16 protein-coding genes are annotated in these 15,809 nt (G+C 67.1%); 7 read left to right on the top strand and 9 right to left on the bottom strand.

The window, feature by feature from the left end; all coding sequences use genetic code 11:
- Window positions 1–13: 13 nt before the first annotated feature.
- Genes ON33_RS09880 through ON33_RS09865 form a run of 4 tightly spaced genes read right to left on the bottom strand, consistent with a single transcriptional unit; the run spans window position 14 to window position 4,090 of the window.
- Window positions 14–1,090 (bottom strand): class 1 fructose-bisphosphatase, encoded by a 1,077-nt coding sequence (locus tag ON33_RS09880; RefSeq protein WP_040857656.1) that lies wholly within the window; start codon window positions 1,088–1,090, stop codon window positions 14–16.
- 16 nt (window positions 1,091–1,106) lie between these two features.
- The gene (locus ON33_RS09875) at window positions 1,107–2,177 is read right to left on the bottom strand and encodes an AAA family ATPase (RefSeq protein WP_245550458.1); all 1,071 of its coding nucleotides are present in this window, start codon (window positions 2,175–2,177) and stop codon (window positions 1,107–1,109) included.
- A gap of 25 nt (window positions 2,178–2,202) precedes the next feature.
- A complete protein-coding gene (locus ON33_RS09870; protein WP_040857654.1) occupies window positions 2,203–2,625 on the bottom strand; it encodes a ribulose bisphosphate carboxylase small subunit in 423 nt (140 codons plus the stop codon).
- A gap of 16 nt (window positions 2,626–2,641) precedes the next feature.
- Window positions 2,642–4,090 (bottom strand): form I ribulose bisphosphate carboxylase large subunit, encoded by a 1,449-nt coding sequence (locus tag ON33_RS09865; RefSeq protein ID WP_040857653.1) that lies wholly within the window; start codon window positions 4,088–4,090, stop codon window positions 2,642–2,644.
- A 123-nt stretch (window positions 4,091–4,213) separates the two neighbouring features.
- On the opposite strand from ON33_RS09865, the gene ON33_RS09860 reads away from it, so the two are divergent.
- Entirely contained in the window at window positions 4,214–5,089 is an 876-nt protein-coding gene (locus tag ON33_RS09860; RefSeq protein ID WP_245550457.1) for a LysR family transcriptional regulator, read from the top strand.
- Here the strand turns inward: ON33_RS09860 and ON33_RS09855 are convergent, their stop codons facing one another.
- Window positions 5,090–6,313: an MFS transporter gene (locus ON33_RS09855; protein WP_040857651.1), complete on the bottom strand. Its 1,224-nt coding sequence runs from the start codon at window positions 6,311–6,313 to the stop codon at window positions 5,090–5,092.
- Between the two features lie 155 nt (window positions 6,314–6,468).
- Here ON33_RS09855 and ON33_RS09850 point away from each other — a divergent pair, with 155 nt between their 5' ends.
- The 4 genes from ON33_RS09850 to ON33_RS43235 all read left to right on the top strand — a co-directional run bounded on the left by ON33_RS09850 (window position 6,469) and on the right by ON33_RS43235 (window position 10,643).
- Window positions 6,469–7,437 (top strand): redoxin family protein, encoded by a 969-nt coding sequence (locus ON33_RS09850; RefSeq protein WP_040857649.1) that lies wholly within the window; start codon window positions 6,469–6,471, stop codon window positions 7,435–7,437.
- A 438-nt stretch (window positions 7,438–7,875) separates the two neighbouring features.
- On the top strand, window positions 7,876–9,642 hold the full coding sequence (locus ON33_RS09845) for an MFS transporter (protein WP_051151853.1): 1,767 nt from the start codon (window positions 7,876–7,878) through the stop codon (window positions 9,640–9,642).
- A gap of 99 nt (window positions 9,643–9,741) precedes the next feature.
- Window positions 9,742–10,104 (top strand): MarR family winged helix-turn-helix transcriptional regulator, encoded by a 363-nt coding sequence (locus tag ON33_RS09840; protein ID WP_218001395.1) that lies wholly within the window; start codon window positions 9,742–9,744, stop codon window positions 10,102–10,104.
- Between the two features lie 65 nt (window positions 10,105–10,169).
- Window positions 10,170–10,643, top strand: coding sequence for a hypothetical protein (locus ON33_RS43235; protein ID WP_245550455.1), 474 nt, complete (start codon window positions 10,170–10,172; stop codon window positions 10,641–10,643).
- Window positions 10,644–10,656: 13 nt separating this feature from the next.
- Here ON33_RS43235 and ON33_RS09835 read toward each other — a convergent pair whose 3' ends face one another.
- The 4 genes from ON33_RS09835 to ON33_RS09820 form a co-directional block, all read right to left on the bottom strand.
- Window positions 10,657–12,159 carry an FAD-binding oxidoreductase gene (locus ON33_RS09835; protein ID WP_040857645.1) on the bottom strand — a complete coding sequence of 501 codons (1,503 nt, stop codon included), beginning with the start codon at window positions 12,157–12,159 and terminating at the stop codon, window positions 10,657–10,659.
- A 279-nt stretch (window positions 12,160–12,438) separates the two neighbouring features.
- The gene (locus ON33_RS09830; RefSeq protein WP_040857643.1) at window positions 12,439–13,251 is read right to left on the bottom strand and encodes a dienelactone hydrolase family protein; all 813 of its coding nucleotides are present in this window, start codon (window positions 13,249–13,251) and stop codon (window positions 12,439–12,441) included.
- A gap of 99 nt (window positions 13,252–13,350) precedes the next feature.
- Window positions 13,351–13,782, bottom strand: coding sequence for a CBS domain-containing protein (locus ON33_RS09825; RefSeq protein ID WP_040857641.1), 432 nt, complete (start codon window positions 13,780–13,782; stop codon window positions 13,351–13,353).
- Window positions 13,783–14,313: 531 nt separating this feature from the next.
- A complete protein-coding gene (locus ON33_RS09820) occupies window positions 14,314–14,529 on the bottom strand; it encodes a hypothetical protein (protein WP_040857640.1) in 216 nt (71 codons plus the stop codon).
- Window positions 14,530–14,656: 127 nt separating this feature from the next.
- Here ON33_RS09820 and ON33_RS09815 point away from each other — a divergent pair, with 127 nt between their 5' ends.
- Together ON33_RS09815 and ON33_RS09810 are read left to right on the top strand one after the other, a co-directional pair.
- Entirely contained in the window at window positions 14,657–15,076 is a 420-nt protein-coding gene (locus ON33_RS09815; protein WP_040857638.1) for an Rv3143 family two-component system response regulator, read from the top strand.
- Window positions 15,077–15,405: 329 nt separating this feature from the next.
- Window positions 15,406–15,786, top strand: a complete 381-nt coding sequence (locus tag ON33_RS09810) for an NADH-quinone oxidoreductase subunit A (RefSeq protein WP_033090134.1) — start codon at window positions 15,406–15,408, stop codon at window positions 15,784–15,786.
- Window positions 15,787–15,809: the final 23 nt, after the last annotated feature.

The raw sequence follows: 15,809 nt of genomic DNA, 5'->3' as shown, positions 1-15,809 counted from the left end.
ACGCACCCGGCCGTCAGTGCCGGGACGCGCGGAACAGGGAGCGGGAACCGAAGAGCGAGGCGTCGAAACTGGGCCCCTCCTCCGGCTCGCGGTGATAGCGCTCGATCCGCTCGACCTCGTTGCGGGAGCCGAAGATGAACGGGATCCGCTGATGCAATTCCTCGGGCCGCACATCCAGCACGCGTTCGTGCCCGGTGCTGGCCGCGCCGCCGGCCTGTTCGACGATGAAGGCGATCGGGTTGGCCCCGTACAGCAGCGAGACCCGGCCCGGCCGTTCGGGATTGCGGGTGTCGCGCGGGTACATATAGAGCCCGCCGCGGGTCAGGATGTGGAAGGTGTCGGCCACCAGCGAGGCGACCCAGCGCATATTGAAATCCCGTCCGCGCGGGCCGTCCACGCCCTCGAGGCATTCGTGGACGTAGCGGCGGACGGGACGTTCCCAGAACCGCTCGTTGGCGGCATTGATCGCGAATCCGGAGGTGTCGTCGGGGATTCGCATGCGCGGATGGGTGAGTACGAACGCGCCCACTTCGCGGTCCAGCGTGAATCCGTCGACCCCGTTGCCGGTGGTGAGGACCAGCATGGTCGCGGGCCCGTAGAGCGTGAACCCCGCGCACACCTGCTGGACGCCCGGCTGCAGGAAGTCCGCGCCGGCCGCCTCGCGCCCGTCCTCGGGCGCGCGCAGCACGCTGAAGATCGTGCCCACCGGCAGATTCACATCGATATTGCTGGACCCGTCCAGCGGATCGAAGGCGAGCAGGTACTTCCCGCGCCGGTACTCGGTGGGCACCTGATGGCAGCCGCGCATCTGCTCGGAGATGAGCGCGGCCAGCGGACCGGTCCACTGGCTCTCGGCCACCATGATGTCGTTGGCGATAGCGTCCATCTTCCGGTGCACGGTGACCGGCAGATTGTCGGCATCGGCAGCGCCCAGGGAGCCGACGATCGCTCCCCGGGTCACTTGATTCCCGATGATCTTGGTTGCCGTGGCCAGCACGTTCAGCAGCGCCGAGAACTCCCCGGACGATCCGGGATGCCGGTGCTCCTGCTCGATGGTGTAGCGGGTGAGGGTCTTCAGTCCTTCGGGCACAATCGCTCTCAATTCGTCATGGAGGGGCCCCCTCGTCGGCGAGGGCGTCCGCGAACACGCTGCTGCCGAGGACATCGCTGTCCGTCAGGGTGATGAGATCCGTGCGCCCGACCGGCCGGTCCAGTTCCACCAGGCGCTTGGCCTGGCGCAGCCGGCACCGGTCGAGGGCATTGCGCACACTGCGGGCATTGGCGAAGCGGGGGCGCGCCATGCGCAGTTCGAGGTAGCGTGAGAAAGCCTGCGCGGCTTCCGGATCGAAGCGGAAGTTCTCCTGGCGCACCATGAGTTCGGCGATGGCCATGAGCTCGTCGTGGGTGTAGTCGGGGAACTCGATGTGATGGGCCACCCGGGAGGACAGCCCCGGGTTCGCGGAGAAGAAGGTCTCCATGCGATCCGGATAGCCGGCGAAGATGACCACGAGGCTGGTGCGCTCGTTCTCCATCTCCTGCAACAGGATCTCGATGACCTCCTGCCCGTAGTCGCGCTCGTTCTCCGGGCGGAACAGGTAGTAGGCCTCGTCGATGAACAGCACTCCCCCGGCCGCCTTGGCCAGCGCCTCCTTCGTCTTGGGGGCGGTATGGCCGATGAACTGGCCGACCAGGTCGTCGCGGGTGACGGTGTGCACCTTGGGTTTCCGGATGTACCCGAGGGCGTGCAGCATCTCGGCCATGCGCAGCGCGACCGTCGTCTTCCCGGTGCCGGGTCCGCCGGTGAAGCTCATGTGCATGGTCGGGCGGGTAGCCTGGAGCCCGAAACGCTGACGGGCGCGATCGATCAGCAGCAATGCGGCGATCTCCCGCACGCGGCGTTTGACGTTCGCCAGACCCACCAATTCCGCGTCGAGGCGGGCGAGGGTGTCCTCGACGTCTTTGCCCGCGACATCTGTCGACAGGTCCAGCAACGCGTCGTCGGCCAGCGGGGACAGGTGGCCGGCCGCCGAATCCTCCGGTCGGGGAAGCTCATCGGCGGCCGCACCGCGCATCGGTGCGGGGTTCGTGACCCCGGGCCGATGCATCTGGAACCCGCCCGCCGGGCGGCCGGCTGCAGGCTGCCGGCCGTCCGGTACCGCGGGGTGTTCCGCGCTCACAGTATCCTCCAGTTCCGAAAGGTGTTCAGCCGCCATACCTTTGGCCAGGACGGTCATCGAGTGCGTAGGCGTGGAAGCCGTAGTGCTGGCGGCGGTCCTCGGACTCGGTGCGGTCGAGACGGAAGCCGGGCTCGTCGGCCGGGCGCTGGACGATGAAACTGATCGCCGTGGTCTGGCGACCGTAGGAGGCGTCATAGGCGTTCACGCGAATGTAGTGGCGCGGGAACGTGGCCCGGCAGGCGTTGATCTCTGCGAGCACCCCGTCGGGCTCGTCCAGGTCGAACAGCGGCAGGCCCCACATCTCCCAGTAGTTGTTGCGCGGGTGCGGATCGTCGGTGTACTCGATGGACACCGGCCAGTTGTTCAGCAGGGCGTAGCGGACCTGAGCGGCGATCTCGGTGTCGTCGAGTTCCGGCAGGTGCGAGAAGGTGCCTTGGCGCAGATGCATGGGGATTCCTCGACTTTCAGCGGGAGGCCGTCGGGACGGCGTCGGGGGCGTCGGTGGAGGTGTAGTCGAAGGTGACATCACCCCAGGTGGCGAGCGCGACATCGAGCGGGCGGCTGATCTCGGCGGCGCGGCGCAGCACGTCGGGGCCCTCCTTCAGCAGGTCGCGACCCTCGTTGCGCGCCTTGACCACTGCTTCCAGCGCGACCCGGTTGGCCTCCGCGCCCGCCGCGATGCCCATCGGGTGGCCGATGGTGCCGCCGCCGAACTGGAGAATGGCGTCATCGCCGAACAGGTCCAGCAGCTGATGCATCTGCCCGGCGTGGATACCGCCCGAGGCGACCGGCATGACGCCGGGCAGGCTGGCCCAGTCCTGGTCGAAGAAGATGCCGTTGACCGGGTTCATGGGAATGTGGTTGTCCCGCAACGTGTCATAGAAGCCCTTGACCGTGTGCGGATCGCCCTCCAGCTTGCCGATGACCGTGCCCGCGTGCAGGTGATCCACGCCGATCAGCCGGCACCACTTGGCCAGGACCCGGAAACTCACGCCGTGGGTCTTCTGCCGGGTGAAGGTGGAATGCCCGGCCCGGTGCAGGTGCAGCAGCATGCCATTGCGGCGCGCCCACTTCGACATGGACTGCATGGCGGTGTAACCGACCGTCAAATCCATCATGATGATGCAGCTGCCGAGCGATTTCGCGAACTCCGCGCGCTCGTACATATCCTCCATCGTGGCGGCCGTGACATTGAGATAATGGCCCTTCATTTCACCGGTTTCGGCGATGGCGCGGTTGACGCCCTCCATCGCGAACAGGTACCGGTCGCGCCAGCGCATGAACGGCTGTGAGTTGATGTTCTCGTCGTCCTTGGTGAAATCGAGTCCGCCCTTGCAGGCCTCGTACACCACGCGGCCGTAGTTACGCGCCGACAGCCCGAGTTTCGGCTTCACCGTGGCGCCCAGCAGCGGGCGGCCGTATTTGTTCAGATACTCCCGCTCCATAACGATTCCATGCGGCGGACCCTGAAAGGTCTTGACATACGCCACGGGAATACGCATATCCTCCAGCCGCAGTGCCTGCAGCGGTTTGAAACCGAATACATTGCCGATGACCGAGGAGGTGAGGTTCGTGATGGAACCCTCCTCGAAGAGATCGAGATCGTAGGCGACGTAGGCGAAGTACTCGCCCGGGCGCCCCGGCACCTCGTCGACGCGGTAGCACTTGCCCTGGTAGCGTTCGTGCGCGGTCAGCCGGTCGGTCCAGACGACCGTCCAGGTGGCCGTGGAGGATTCACCCGCGACTGCCGCGGACGCCTCCACCGGATCGACGCCCTGCTGGGGCGTCACCCGGAACACCGCCAGGACGTCGGTGTCCTTGGGCTGATAGTCGGGGGCGTAGTATCCCATCGACGCGTAGGACTGCACACCCGGATCCCACCGGCTGCGCTGATCATCGGCAGATCCCGCCATCTTTCCTCCTGCGAACCGGGTTGGGCGACTTGTGATTCCCAGGATGACGGGGCCGTTAACGACAAACAATTCGATTGTTTCTGTTCTCGCTCAACCTTTTCGTCGAGTTTGCTACCGTTGAGTATGGGTACGGTGAGCGCGGTGCGCATGGAAACCTTTCTCGCCGTTGCCAAGCACTCCAGCATTCGCCGAGCGGCCGCGCAGTTGCACATCACCGAGGCGGCGGCCTCCGCGGCCGTAGCACACATCGAGAAACAACTCGGCGCGAAACTCGTGGCCAAATCCGGGCGGGGTATCGCGCTCACCGACGCCGGGCGGATATACGCCGACTACTGCCGCAGCATCCTCGGATTGATGAAGGAGGCGCACGCCGCCGTGCGGGAGGCGGAGACCGGCCGGCTGCGGATCGGGGTGGTGGCGACGGCCGGCGAATACGTGCTGCTCCGGCTGCTCGCGTCCTTCCGCGTCCGGTATCCGGACATCGAGCTGGGGCTGTCCATTCAGCCCCGTGACGTGCTGTACCTCGAATTGACACACCACGAAACCGATCTCGTGGTCGCGGGCCGTCCGCCCCGGGACGCGGGACTGATCACCCGGGCGCGGCGACCCTGCCAGCTGGTCGTGGTCGGCGCTCCGAAGCTGTGGCCGGACCCCTGCGAGGCCACCTGGCTGCTGCGCGGCAACGGCTCGGGCACCCGCGATACCACCCTCGCGCTCTTCGACCGGCTCCAGATCCGGCCGCCCACACTGACTCTCGGCACACACGGGGCAGCCCTCGCCGCGGCGCGGGAGGGACTGGGCATCACCCTGATCCACTCCGACGCCATCGCCTCGGACCTGGAGGCCGGTCATCTGGAGGTGCTCGAGGTCGAGGGCACTCCCCTGACCCGGCCGTGGCACGCCGTCACCACCCGCACTCCCACGCCGACGGCTCGCCTGTTCCTGTCTCACATCACCGATCCGGATCGGGTCGGCGACAAGGCGTTCCGCGGGGTCTGATCAGCGCCGCGCGGCGAGCGCCGCGACAGGGACCACCGCCAGGGCCAGTAGCCCTCCCGTCAGCGCGAGCGCCGGGAAGCTTGTCGCCGCGACCATCAACCCCGAGCCCATTCCACCCGTCGCACCGGCGATCGCGATCGAGACGTCCACCGTGCCCTGGGTTTTCGCCCGGGTCGCCAGTGGCGCGGAATCGGTGATGATGGCGGTCCCGGCCACCAGGCCCAGGTTCCATCCCAGGCCCAGCAGGGCCAGGGCCACCGCCAGCCACCCGATGGTGTCGGTCGGCGCCACCGCCGCGAGCGTACCCGCGGCCAGCAAGGTGACGCCCGAAGCTGTTGCGACGGCGAGCTTTCCATAGCGGTCGACCAGCAGACCGGTCACCGGAGACGGGAGGTACATTGCCGCGACATGGATCGCGATCACGATGCCCGCCGCCGTCGTGCCGTGACCGTGAGCGTGCATGTGCACGGGCGTCATCGTCATGATCGCCACCATCACCAGCTGCGTCACGACCATCACCAGTGCGCCGATCGCGATACCTGTGCCGCGCGCGTTCTCGGGCTCGCTGTCGAGGCCGGCCTCCCGGGACTCGCTGTGCAGCGCCCGGGCCAGCAGCAGCGGATCGGGCCGCAAGTAGAGAGCCAGCACCACCGCGGCCGCCCCGTAAGCCGGCACGGCCAGCAGGAATGGCCCCGCCAGATGCGGAATCCCCAGTGCCGCAGCGAAGTTGCCGGTGGGCGTGGCCAGATTGGGTCCGATCACGCCGCCGAAGGTGGTCGCCACCAGCACCGTCGAGACGGCCCGCCCACGATGCGCGGGGTCGGCGAGATCCGCGCCCGCGTATCTGGCCTGCAGATTGGTCGCCGTTCCCGCGCCATAGACGAACAAGGCCGCGAACAACAGCACCGGATTCGACAGCGTCGCGGCCAGGATGACACCCAGCGCGCCCACCGCGCCCACGCCGTATCCGAGCGCCAGCCCCGGCCGCCGCCCGTAGGCCTGGGATATCCGGCCTACCCCGACCGCGGCCAGCGCGGACCCCGCCGTGAACAAGGCGCTCGGCAACCCTGCCAGCCCGGTCGATCCGAGCATGTCCTGCGCCAGCAGCGCGCCGACGGTGATTCCCGCCGACAGTCCGGCCCCGCTCAGCACCTGCGAGCCAACGAGTATCCGGAGGATGCGCCGCTGCGCCAGTTCGCGGTTCATGGGCAGGACAGCGGTCATCGACGGTCTCCGAGCAATCGCGTACATCAGGGCAATATTCCAAAGAATATTGGAATATGGAGGCCGGCGGCAAACGCCCCGGATCGTCGCCGATGGCGGACCGACCCGACATTGCGCTTGACCTTGCCCCCGGGGGCAGGGTTTACCGTCGGCGCGTGAGAATAGGGCAGGTTGCGCAACTGGCGAAGGTGAGCCCCAAAGCGGTTCGGCGCTATGAGGCACTGGGTTTGATCCAACCGGCCCGTTCGGGCAACGGCTATCGCGAGTACTCCGAACATGATGTCCGGCTCATCCGTGAGATCCGGGAGCTGAGCCGGCTCGGCATACCCGTCGAGGAAACCCGTCCATTCCTGGACTGTCTGGCCGCCGGCGGCGAGCACGGCGACGACTGCCCGTCATCGCTGGCCGAATATCGGCGTGCCATCGACGAAATCGATTCCCGGATAACGGCTTTGGCCAGGCGCCGCGATGCGCTGAACGCCCGGTTGCAGGAGGCGTCCTATCGCGGCATGCAAACGGTCCGGCCGCCGGTGGATCTGCTCGACCTGCCGCCGAACCTGCCGGTGCCCGTCGACGACGACGCGGCCGCGCATCTGCCCGGGATGGCATTGCCGCCGATCTCGTTGCGGTGCACCGACGGCACGATCGTCGACCTGGGCGCTCTCCCCGAGGGCCGGACTGTCATCTATCTCTATCCGCTGACCGGCCGCCCGGACACCGATATCCCCGTGGGCTGGAACGAGATACCGGGCGCGCGCGGCTGCACCACCCAGGCGTGCGATTTCCGAGACCACCACACCGAGCTGCACGCGGCCGGGGCGGTGAGGGTGTTCGGGCTCTCCAGCCAGACCTCCGAGTATCAGCGCGAAGTGGTTGGCCGCCTGAACCTCCCGTTCGGCATACTCTCCGATCCTTCGCGTCGGCTCGGCGCCGAGCTGTCGTTGCCGACCTTCGAGGCGGTAGGCAGCACCCTGTACAAACGCCTGACCCTGATCGTCCGCGGCGGCGTCATCGAGCACGTTTTCTACCCGGTCTTCCCGCCCGACCGGCACGCCCGGCAGGTGATCGACTGGCTTCGGTCGAATGCCGGTCAGTCGTGGTCCGGGCAGGCGAGTCCGGTGTAGGTGGGGTCGAGTGCCTGCTGGACGAGGAAGCGACAGCGGGTGACCGCGGAAGGATCCCGTGATCGACAACGTCTGTGGGGCATACGTCCTGGACCCACTCGTTGCGGACGGTGGCGCCGGGTCCGGCCTGTAGGAAGCTCGCTTCGGGAGGCGTGGAGATCGGCGCGGCTGGCGATCGCCGCGCGTCCTGTGCTGCTCACGTCCTCCGAAACCCCTTCTGTGAAAACCGGCGCTCACCCGGGCGAACGATGCATACGCCCGGGTGTGGTCGCACTGAAAACCGCACAACGCTCTGTTTTTGTGCGCGGGATCTCGGGCGTGATCCGGCCCCTTGATTCATGTCGCGTCCAGTCAGCGGGACAACACCCGATTTCATTAGTTAGCAACATGCAACTATATTTAGGCGCTGTTCGTTCGTTGACTTTGCGGGAGGCTCTGATGGCTGCGGCCCCAACCACCGGTTTGGATACCGGTGATGTCCAGACCATTCGGAGGCGACTCCGAATCGAGCATGATCACCCGCACTACAAGTGGGTAGCTCTGTCCAACACGACCCTGGGCATGCTCATGGTCACGATCAACTCCTCGATCGTGATCATCTCGCTGCCCGACATCTTCCGGGGCATCGATCTCAACCCGCTCGCGGCGGGCAATGTCAGCTACCTGCTGTGGATGATGATGGGCTTCCTGCTCGCGTCCGCGGTGCTGGTGGTCATGTTCGGCCGGCTCGGTGACATGGTCGGGCGCGTCAAGATCTACAACTACGGGTTCGTGATCTTCACGATCGCGGCGGTCGCGCTCTCGTTCGATCCGCTCACGCACGGCGGCGGCGCGGTGTGGCTCATCGGATGGCGTGTGTTCCAGGGCATCGGCGGCGCCATGCTCATGGCCAACGCGGCCGCCATCCTCACCGACGCGTTCCCGGCCGAACAGCGCGGCTTCGCGCTCGGCATCAATCAGGTTGCGGCCGTGGCCGGTTCATTCCTGGGCCTGCTGCTGGGCGGCCTGCTCGCGCAGTGGGACTGGAAAGCCGTGTTCTGGGTGAGCGTGCCGTTCGGCATTCTCGGGACCGTGTGGTCGTACCGGTCGCTGCACGACAACGGTCAGCGCAATGCGGGCTCGCTCGACATTCCGGGCACCGTCACCTTCGCGGTCGGCCTGACCGCGCTGCTCACCGGCATCACCTACGGCATTCAGCCGTACGGGGATTCGAAGACCGGCTGGTCCAACCCGTGGGTGCTGGCCGCGGTGTTCGGCGGTATCGCGGTGCTCGCGCTGTTCTGCTGGATCGAGACCAAGGTGGAGCAGCCGATGTTCCACCTGTCGCTCCTCAAGATCCGGGCGTTCGGGCTCGGCAACCTGGCAGGGCTGATGTCGTCGCTGGGTCGTGGCGGTCTGCAATTCATGCTGATCATCTGGCTGCAGGGCATCTGGCTGCCGCTGCACGGCTTCGACTACGAATCCACGCCGCTGTGGGCGGGCATCTACCTGCTGCCGCTGACGGTGGGATTCCTTGTGGCGGGGCCGGTTTCGGGAAAGCTGTCCGACCGCTACGGCCCGCGACCGTTCGCGACCCTCGGCATGGCGATCACCGCGGTGACCTTCGTGCTGCTGGTGGTGCTGCCGGTCGACTTCTCCTACTGGGCGTTCGCGGTGGTCATCGCGCTCAACGGTCTGGGCTCGGGCATGTTCGCCTCCCCCAATACCGCCGAGGTGATGTCCGCGGTGCCGGCGTCGCAGCGCGGTGTCGCGTCCGGCATGCGCGGCACGCTGCTCAATGGCGGTATGGCGCTGTCGATCGGTGTGTTCTTCTCGCTCATGATCATCGGCCTGTCCAACTCGCTGCCCAGCGCCATGAACTCGGGTCTGCAGGCGCAGGGCGTGCCCGGCGATGTCGCGGAGAACATCTCCGGTCTGCCGCCGGTGGGCAGCCTGTTCGCGGCGTTCCTGGGCGTGAACCCGATCGAGGCGCTGCTGGGCCCGACCGGCATCCTGGACCACCCGGGCGTGCACAAGGACGTCCTCACAGGTCAGGAGTTCTTCCCGCACTTGATCTCCGGCCCGTTCCACTCGGGTCTGGTCGTGGTCTTCCTGGGAGCCGCGATTATGATGCTGATCGGCGCGGTGGCCTCGTGGTTCGCCGGCAGCCCCACCGTCCCGGACGAGGCTGCCGAACTCCGCGAAGCCGCTCGCGAGGGAATCTGACCGGAGGAGATCACGCTGCCCGAGCCCACGAGCGTCGCCGACCCCGACCAGCTCACCGAAGCCGCTGAGCTGTACCACTCGATCGGCCGCCTCCTGCGCTTGTTACGTCAGTCCGGCGACCTCGGGGCGCTGAGCCCCGGGGCCGCGTCGGCCCTGGCCACCGTCGCCCGCTCCGGCCCCATACGTCTCGGCGACCTGGCCAATATCGAACGGGTCAGCGCCCCGACCATGTCCCGCATAGTGACGGGCCTGGAAAAGGGCGGCTACCTCACCCGCGACGCCGACCCCGAGGACGGCCGAGCCCAACTCCTCACCGCCACGGCCGCCGCCCACGACCTGGTCACCGGCCTCACCTCGGCCCGTATCCAGCGCTTCGCCGGGGCCCTCGAATCCCTCACCCCGGCCCAGCGCCAGTCCGTCAAATCCGGCCTCACCACCCTCATCGAGGCCCTCGACCAATAGTGTCTCTTACGGTGTTTCCGCCCTGGGCAATGCCGTGTCGGCCGCCGGTTCGATATCCCTTGAACATGGGTGAAGCGAGACGGCATCGTGTTCTCGACCCGCAGACCGTCGCCGACAGTCTGGCAGCCTTACAGATCGACGACACGTTGGATCTATCGGCAGCCCAACGCTGCCCAGGAATACCAGGCCGCCGCCTATGCCGACGCTCGGCGCCGCCCCCGCGGCGCGGCGTGAAGCGCGGCGAAGTCTGGCAGCACTCCCCCTACTGCTCCGCAGCGGCACCCCGTCGCCTCGAAGTGACCTGTTGTCGTCGTATCGGATCCGCAGTCATCTCTTCGCCCTATCGCTGGCTGCACGTCGTGCCTTTGGTTCAGGCCGACCCTGGGCATGTGCTTGCCACGTACACAAACTCCGGCTGGGCCGATGCCCGCGAGCTGCATCGCGTGTGCCGACCGCGGCTTACCGACTACATCGGTGAGCTCGGCGCCGAAGAAATGGAAGCGCTCGACATTCGGCTTCGTTCGACGCTGAGTCTCTGATATCGGCGGGATTTCAGGTCAGGACGGTGCGGATTCGGTTGTTCGGGTCCACTCGGCCGCGGAGGTCGGCGAGGCGGGTGTGGTTGGGGCCGTAGTAACGGGACATGGGGTCGCCGGGTTCGAGGTAGTTGACGTAGGCGCCGACCGAATCGGGGGCGATGGTGGCGTGGGCGTCGGACAGCCAGGCGAGGGCCGAGTCGTGCGTAATCGGTTCGTAGGCACCCCATTCCACCATGGCGGCGTGGTTGCGCCAGGGGAAGGCGGCGGCGGTGGGCGACAGGTCGCGGATCGCGCCGTCGAGGGTGTTGATCTGGACCCAGCCGGTGCCGCCGACGCTGGAGAACCGGGTCATCGCCTCGAGGATCCGGCCGATGGTGTCGGGGGTGAGGTCCGAGACGATGTCGGAGCCGTTGGTGAATGAGACGCGCGGCTGATCGGGGGTGCCGCCCGCCAGATACACGACGGTGTCCATGTGCGAGAGGGTGCGGGCGTCGGTCTCGATGGCGTCGACGCCGATCGCGTCTATCAGCGCGGGCGTGACCGTATCGGCCGAACCCGCGGGACACACCAGCTGCATCCAGCAGCGCAGGCCGCCCTCTCCGTCGGCGTCCACGCTGACGTCGGCCCACTGCTCGCGGTCCGCGCCGCGCAGCCAGTCCTGCCAGCCGGCGATGACGCGATCCGCGTTCTCACCCGAGAACGTCAGGCGGACCACGTCTTTCGCAGTCGCGGGGATGGTTTCGAACGTCAGTGACGTGACGATGCCGGCAAACGAGCCCGCGCCCCGCAACGCCCAGAACAGGTCCGAGCCGTCGGTGGCGGACACATCGTTGATGGTGCCGTCGGGCAGCACCACGGTCGCGGCGGTGAGCCGGTCACAGGTGAGTCCATGGGCACGGGATTCGAAACCGAGTCCACCGCCCAGGGTGAGACCCGCGATGCCGACGCTGGGACACATGCCCGTCGGCAGGCTCTGCCCGGACCGGTCGAGTTCCCCGTAGACCTCGTAGAGGGTGTGGCCCGGTGCCACGACAGCGGACCCGGGCTCGACTCGGATGCCACGCAACCGTCGCACGTCGATGACGAGCGTGCCGGTCGCCGTGGAGATCCCGGCGTAGGAATGTCCGCCTGCCCGGGCAGCCACCTCGAGATCGTTCTCCGCCGCGAAACCGAAGGCCGTGGCCACATCGTCGGCATCCGCGACCTGCACGATGGCCATCGGCATCTCGCCGTCGAAGCGAGTATTGAAGACCTCTTTGGCGCCCGGATACCACAGATCGCCGGGCATCAGCAGCCGGCCACGCAGCTTGTCCTGCAGCGCACGCCATTTCGGCTCGGCACTGCCGGTGCCGGAACCGGTGACGCTGTCCGAGGGGCCGCCGCCGGCGGCGGACGATCCCGCGGCGGGCGCCGCGTCCGAGGCAGGCAGCCGGGTCGTCCCGGCGAAACCGACACCAGCGGCCGCGATTCCGAACGCGCCGCGCAGAAACACGCTGCGTGAGAAGCGTGGTGTCACAATGTGCTCCGCAGGCCGTTCGAAATACGATGCCCCACCCGGTTATTCACTGTCGACATCAAAGCCTGCGACCCACCTGTACTCATCGGACAACACAGCACCAATCGATCATGGTTCACTCACTGTTCATTCGGTGAATCGCCTGCGGGCGTGTCGACGGTGAACACCACCCCGGCGAGCGAGGCTACCCAACCGGAGACCGACCGGAACCCCATATCCGCCGGAGTGTCGGATGGAACGAACCACACCGGAACGGAAGTGCCACAGAGCCGTCGAGAATTATGCGGCTGGTTCGGGGTGGAGGCGGGTACGGAGGTAGGCCAGGATTTCGTCTCGGGCCTGCAGAGTGGGGTGGCCCTGTTCGTCCACCAGGTGGGCGGTGACGACGCTGTGGGGAGTTCGGACCACCTCTTGGAAGAAGGGCGGGGGGTTGGGGTTGGCATGGGCGCCGGAGAGGACTCGGCCGTCGAAGCGGTCGCCGAGAAGTTGGGCGTACGCGGCGAAACGTTGACCGGTGCACCACTTGTCGTTGTCGAAGCGGTAGGCGAGGGCGCGGAGGTCGTCGCGTTCGAAGCGGGCGGCGATGGCGGTGGCGTCCTCCGGAGACAGCTCCAGGCCGGCGGGGTCGTCCAGCGGGAGGGACGGGTGGTTGATCACGGGGGCGATGACCGCGGGCTCCAGAGTCATGGTGAGCGCGAAGTTTCCGGTGAAGCACATCCCGACCGCGCCGACGCCCGGGCCGCCGGACTCGCCGTGGGCCAGCCGGGCCAGGGCGCGCAGCCACACCGCGACAGGGCTGGTGCCGCCGCCCGCGAAGGCACGGAACTCCTTGCTGACACAGGTCTTGCGCGCGATCGGATCACCGAGTTCGACGGTCGGGTACGCGCCGTCGACACCGAACAGGGACGGGACGTACACGGTGAAGCCCGCGTCGCGAACCCAGCGCGCGAAGCGCAGCACGTCGGGGCTGATGCCCGGCATCTCCGGCATGATGACGACGGCCGGTCCGCTGCCCGCTACATAGACGGTCTTGTCCTCGCCCTCCAGCGAGATCGTGCGCCGGGTGAAATCGCCCAGAGTGTCATCGGGCATTGGGTTTTCGGACTCCACGGGCGCACGGCCTTCCTCGATACGACGAATCGAGTCGATCGTAATCGGGGCGGCCGCGGCCGAGCCCGGTGCGGGCGTCCGTCAGCCGTGCTGCAGGTATTTGACCAGCGCCTCGCGCTCGGTTTCCAGTTCGGAGATCTGGCTCTTGACCACGTCTCCGATACTGACGATGCCGATCATCCGGCCGTCGCTGAGGACCGGGAGGTGGCGGATTCGGTGCTCGGTCATGGTGGCGTTGAGGGTTGCCACGCGATCGTCGGGCGAGCAGGTGTGCACGGCGGCGGTCATGATCGAGGAGACGGGGGCGTCGAGGAGTGCGGCGCCTTCGGTGTGGAGCCGGCGCACGATGTCTCGTTCGGAGACGATGCCCGACATGGCGGCGCCGTCGCGAGAGACGATCACCGCGCCGACATTGTGTGCCGCCAGCACTCTGAGCAGTTCACGCACTGTGGCATCCGGTGCAATCGTCACCACGCCGCTGCCCTTCCGGCGCAAGATCTCGGAGATTCGCATATGCCCACCGCCCAACGCTCGGGACTATCGATGATTACAGGATGCCGCTGATCACAGCGCGTGACCAGCAACGATTGCGATTCGATGCCTAACCGGACGCAAGGGCATCGGGCGCGCGGCCCGTGCGCGGTGGTTCGCGAGGCGGCAACCGCTGCTATCCGCGCCCGCGCCGCGAATCGAAGGTGAAGACGCGGCCGCCGAGCAGTGGCCGGCTGCCCGGTTTCAGCACGGTCGGCTGTCCCGGCACCGCGCCCACCCAGTCGGACGGGCCCGTTCGCCGGACGCCCGGCGCTGTCCCCCAGCCATATCACGGCCCCGGAACCGGGCACCCGGTCGTCGCGCAGTGCGAACACACCCGGTGATGCCGGGATCCCCGATCGATGATCCACGGCCACCCCGTACCGCTTGCGCGCCATGCGTACCTGCCCCCTGTGCAACGACCGAGCGAACTCCATCCGCTAGGACTCGCGCTCCAGCTCCGTGAATGCCTGCCCGCTCGTGGCGTGGAGAATTCGGCGAAATCCGGCTCCGTCAGCACATTACATTCCACAGCGGCTTCAGCGATCGTTCAGCTAACTTCGCCCGCGGAATCCGGTAGATCCGCAAAGTGTCGAACAGGGTGAAGGATCCGAGCCCGCTACCGACCGTCACCAACGGCACATCGATGACCGGGATCCCCGCCTGCCCCGCCAACCCGTCGGTCCACACGTCGGTTTCGATGGGGAGTTGCGTGATGTCTCCCCTCATTCGCCGGGATGGTACCGGTCGTGGATTACGAACAACCGGCCATCGACATATTGCGCGACAGGCGATTCCGCGACGCGCGCGCGACTTCGGGCGAAGCTGCCCCGCACTCCCCCACCAGCGACGTAGCATGCGGAACGTGGCCGATGCGAAACGTCCCGCCGCGGTGCGGGTCCTCGTCTACAGCAATGACGCCGATACCCGGAGCCAGGTGATGCTGGCCCTGGGCAGACGGCCGCACCCGGATCTGCCGCCCATCGAATACCTCGAGGTGGCGACCGGGCCGGTCGTCCTCGAGCGCATGGACGCCGGTGATCTGGATCTGCTGATCCTGGACGGCGAGTCGGCCCCGGAGGGCGGTCTCGGCCTGGCCAAGCAGCTGAAGGACGAAATCGCCGACTGCCCACCGATTGTCGTGCTCACCGGCCGCCCGGACGATGCCTGGCTGGCCAATTGGTCGCGCGCCGAGGCCGCGGTGTCCCACCCCATCGACCCCATCCGCCTGACCGGCGCTGTCCTGAGTGTGCTCGGTAATAGCTTCGCGGCCTGATCTTCGTTCGCCCTCGTGATCAGGGCAAACCCGTGTCACGTGACATTCGCGATTGCGTCCGATCGGTCATAAAAGACCATTCCGAATTCGATCAAACGCATTCGCGAATCGTCATGTATCTTCGCATCCGAGTTGTAGGCTGTGCCGTAGCTCACACGAGCGCGGGCATCGGTATCAATGAAGCCGCCGCCTCACTCCCCGTACGTCCGTGCCGTAGCTGAGCGGTGCCCGGGGAACGAGACTGGCCCGGCGGACGACGATGTCAGCCCGCGCCTCGGCAGCTGCCGTCCGTATTGCGTCGTCCAGCTCGCAGGAGGGGTAGTGCTGTTGTGAATATCGAGGTACCGACCCTGGTGCTCGGCGCGGTAGCCGCCGCGTTCGGGGTGTTCTCCATCTTCCTGGCGGCCCTCATCGGCCCCAAACGCTACAACCGGGCCAAGCTCGAAGCCTATGAATGCGGTATCGAACCCACCCCCCACGCTGTCGCGGGCGGGCCGGGAAATGCTGCGGGCCAGCGCTTTCCGGTGAAGTACTACCTCACCGCCATGCTGTTCATCATCTTCGACATCGAGATCGTCTTCCTCTACCCGTGGGCCGTGCACTTCGACGCGCTCGGAGTGTTCGGACTGGCCGCCATGGCGTTGTTCATCTTCAACGTCTCGGTCGCCTACGCCTACGAGTGGCGGCGCGGCGGCCTCAGCTGGGATTGATCGGCGCACAGGGGATTTCCAAT

It is taken from the genome of Nocardia niigatensis NBRC 100131 (genome assembly GCF_000308655.1).
GTDB lineage: Bacteria > Actinomycetota > Actinomycetes > Mycobacteriales > Mycobacteriaceae > Nocardia > Nocardia niigatensis.
Note: the sequence above shows the minus strand (reverse complement) of the source record. Positions and strands in the feature narration are given on the sequence as shown.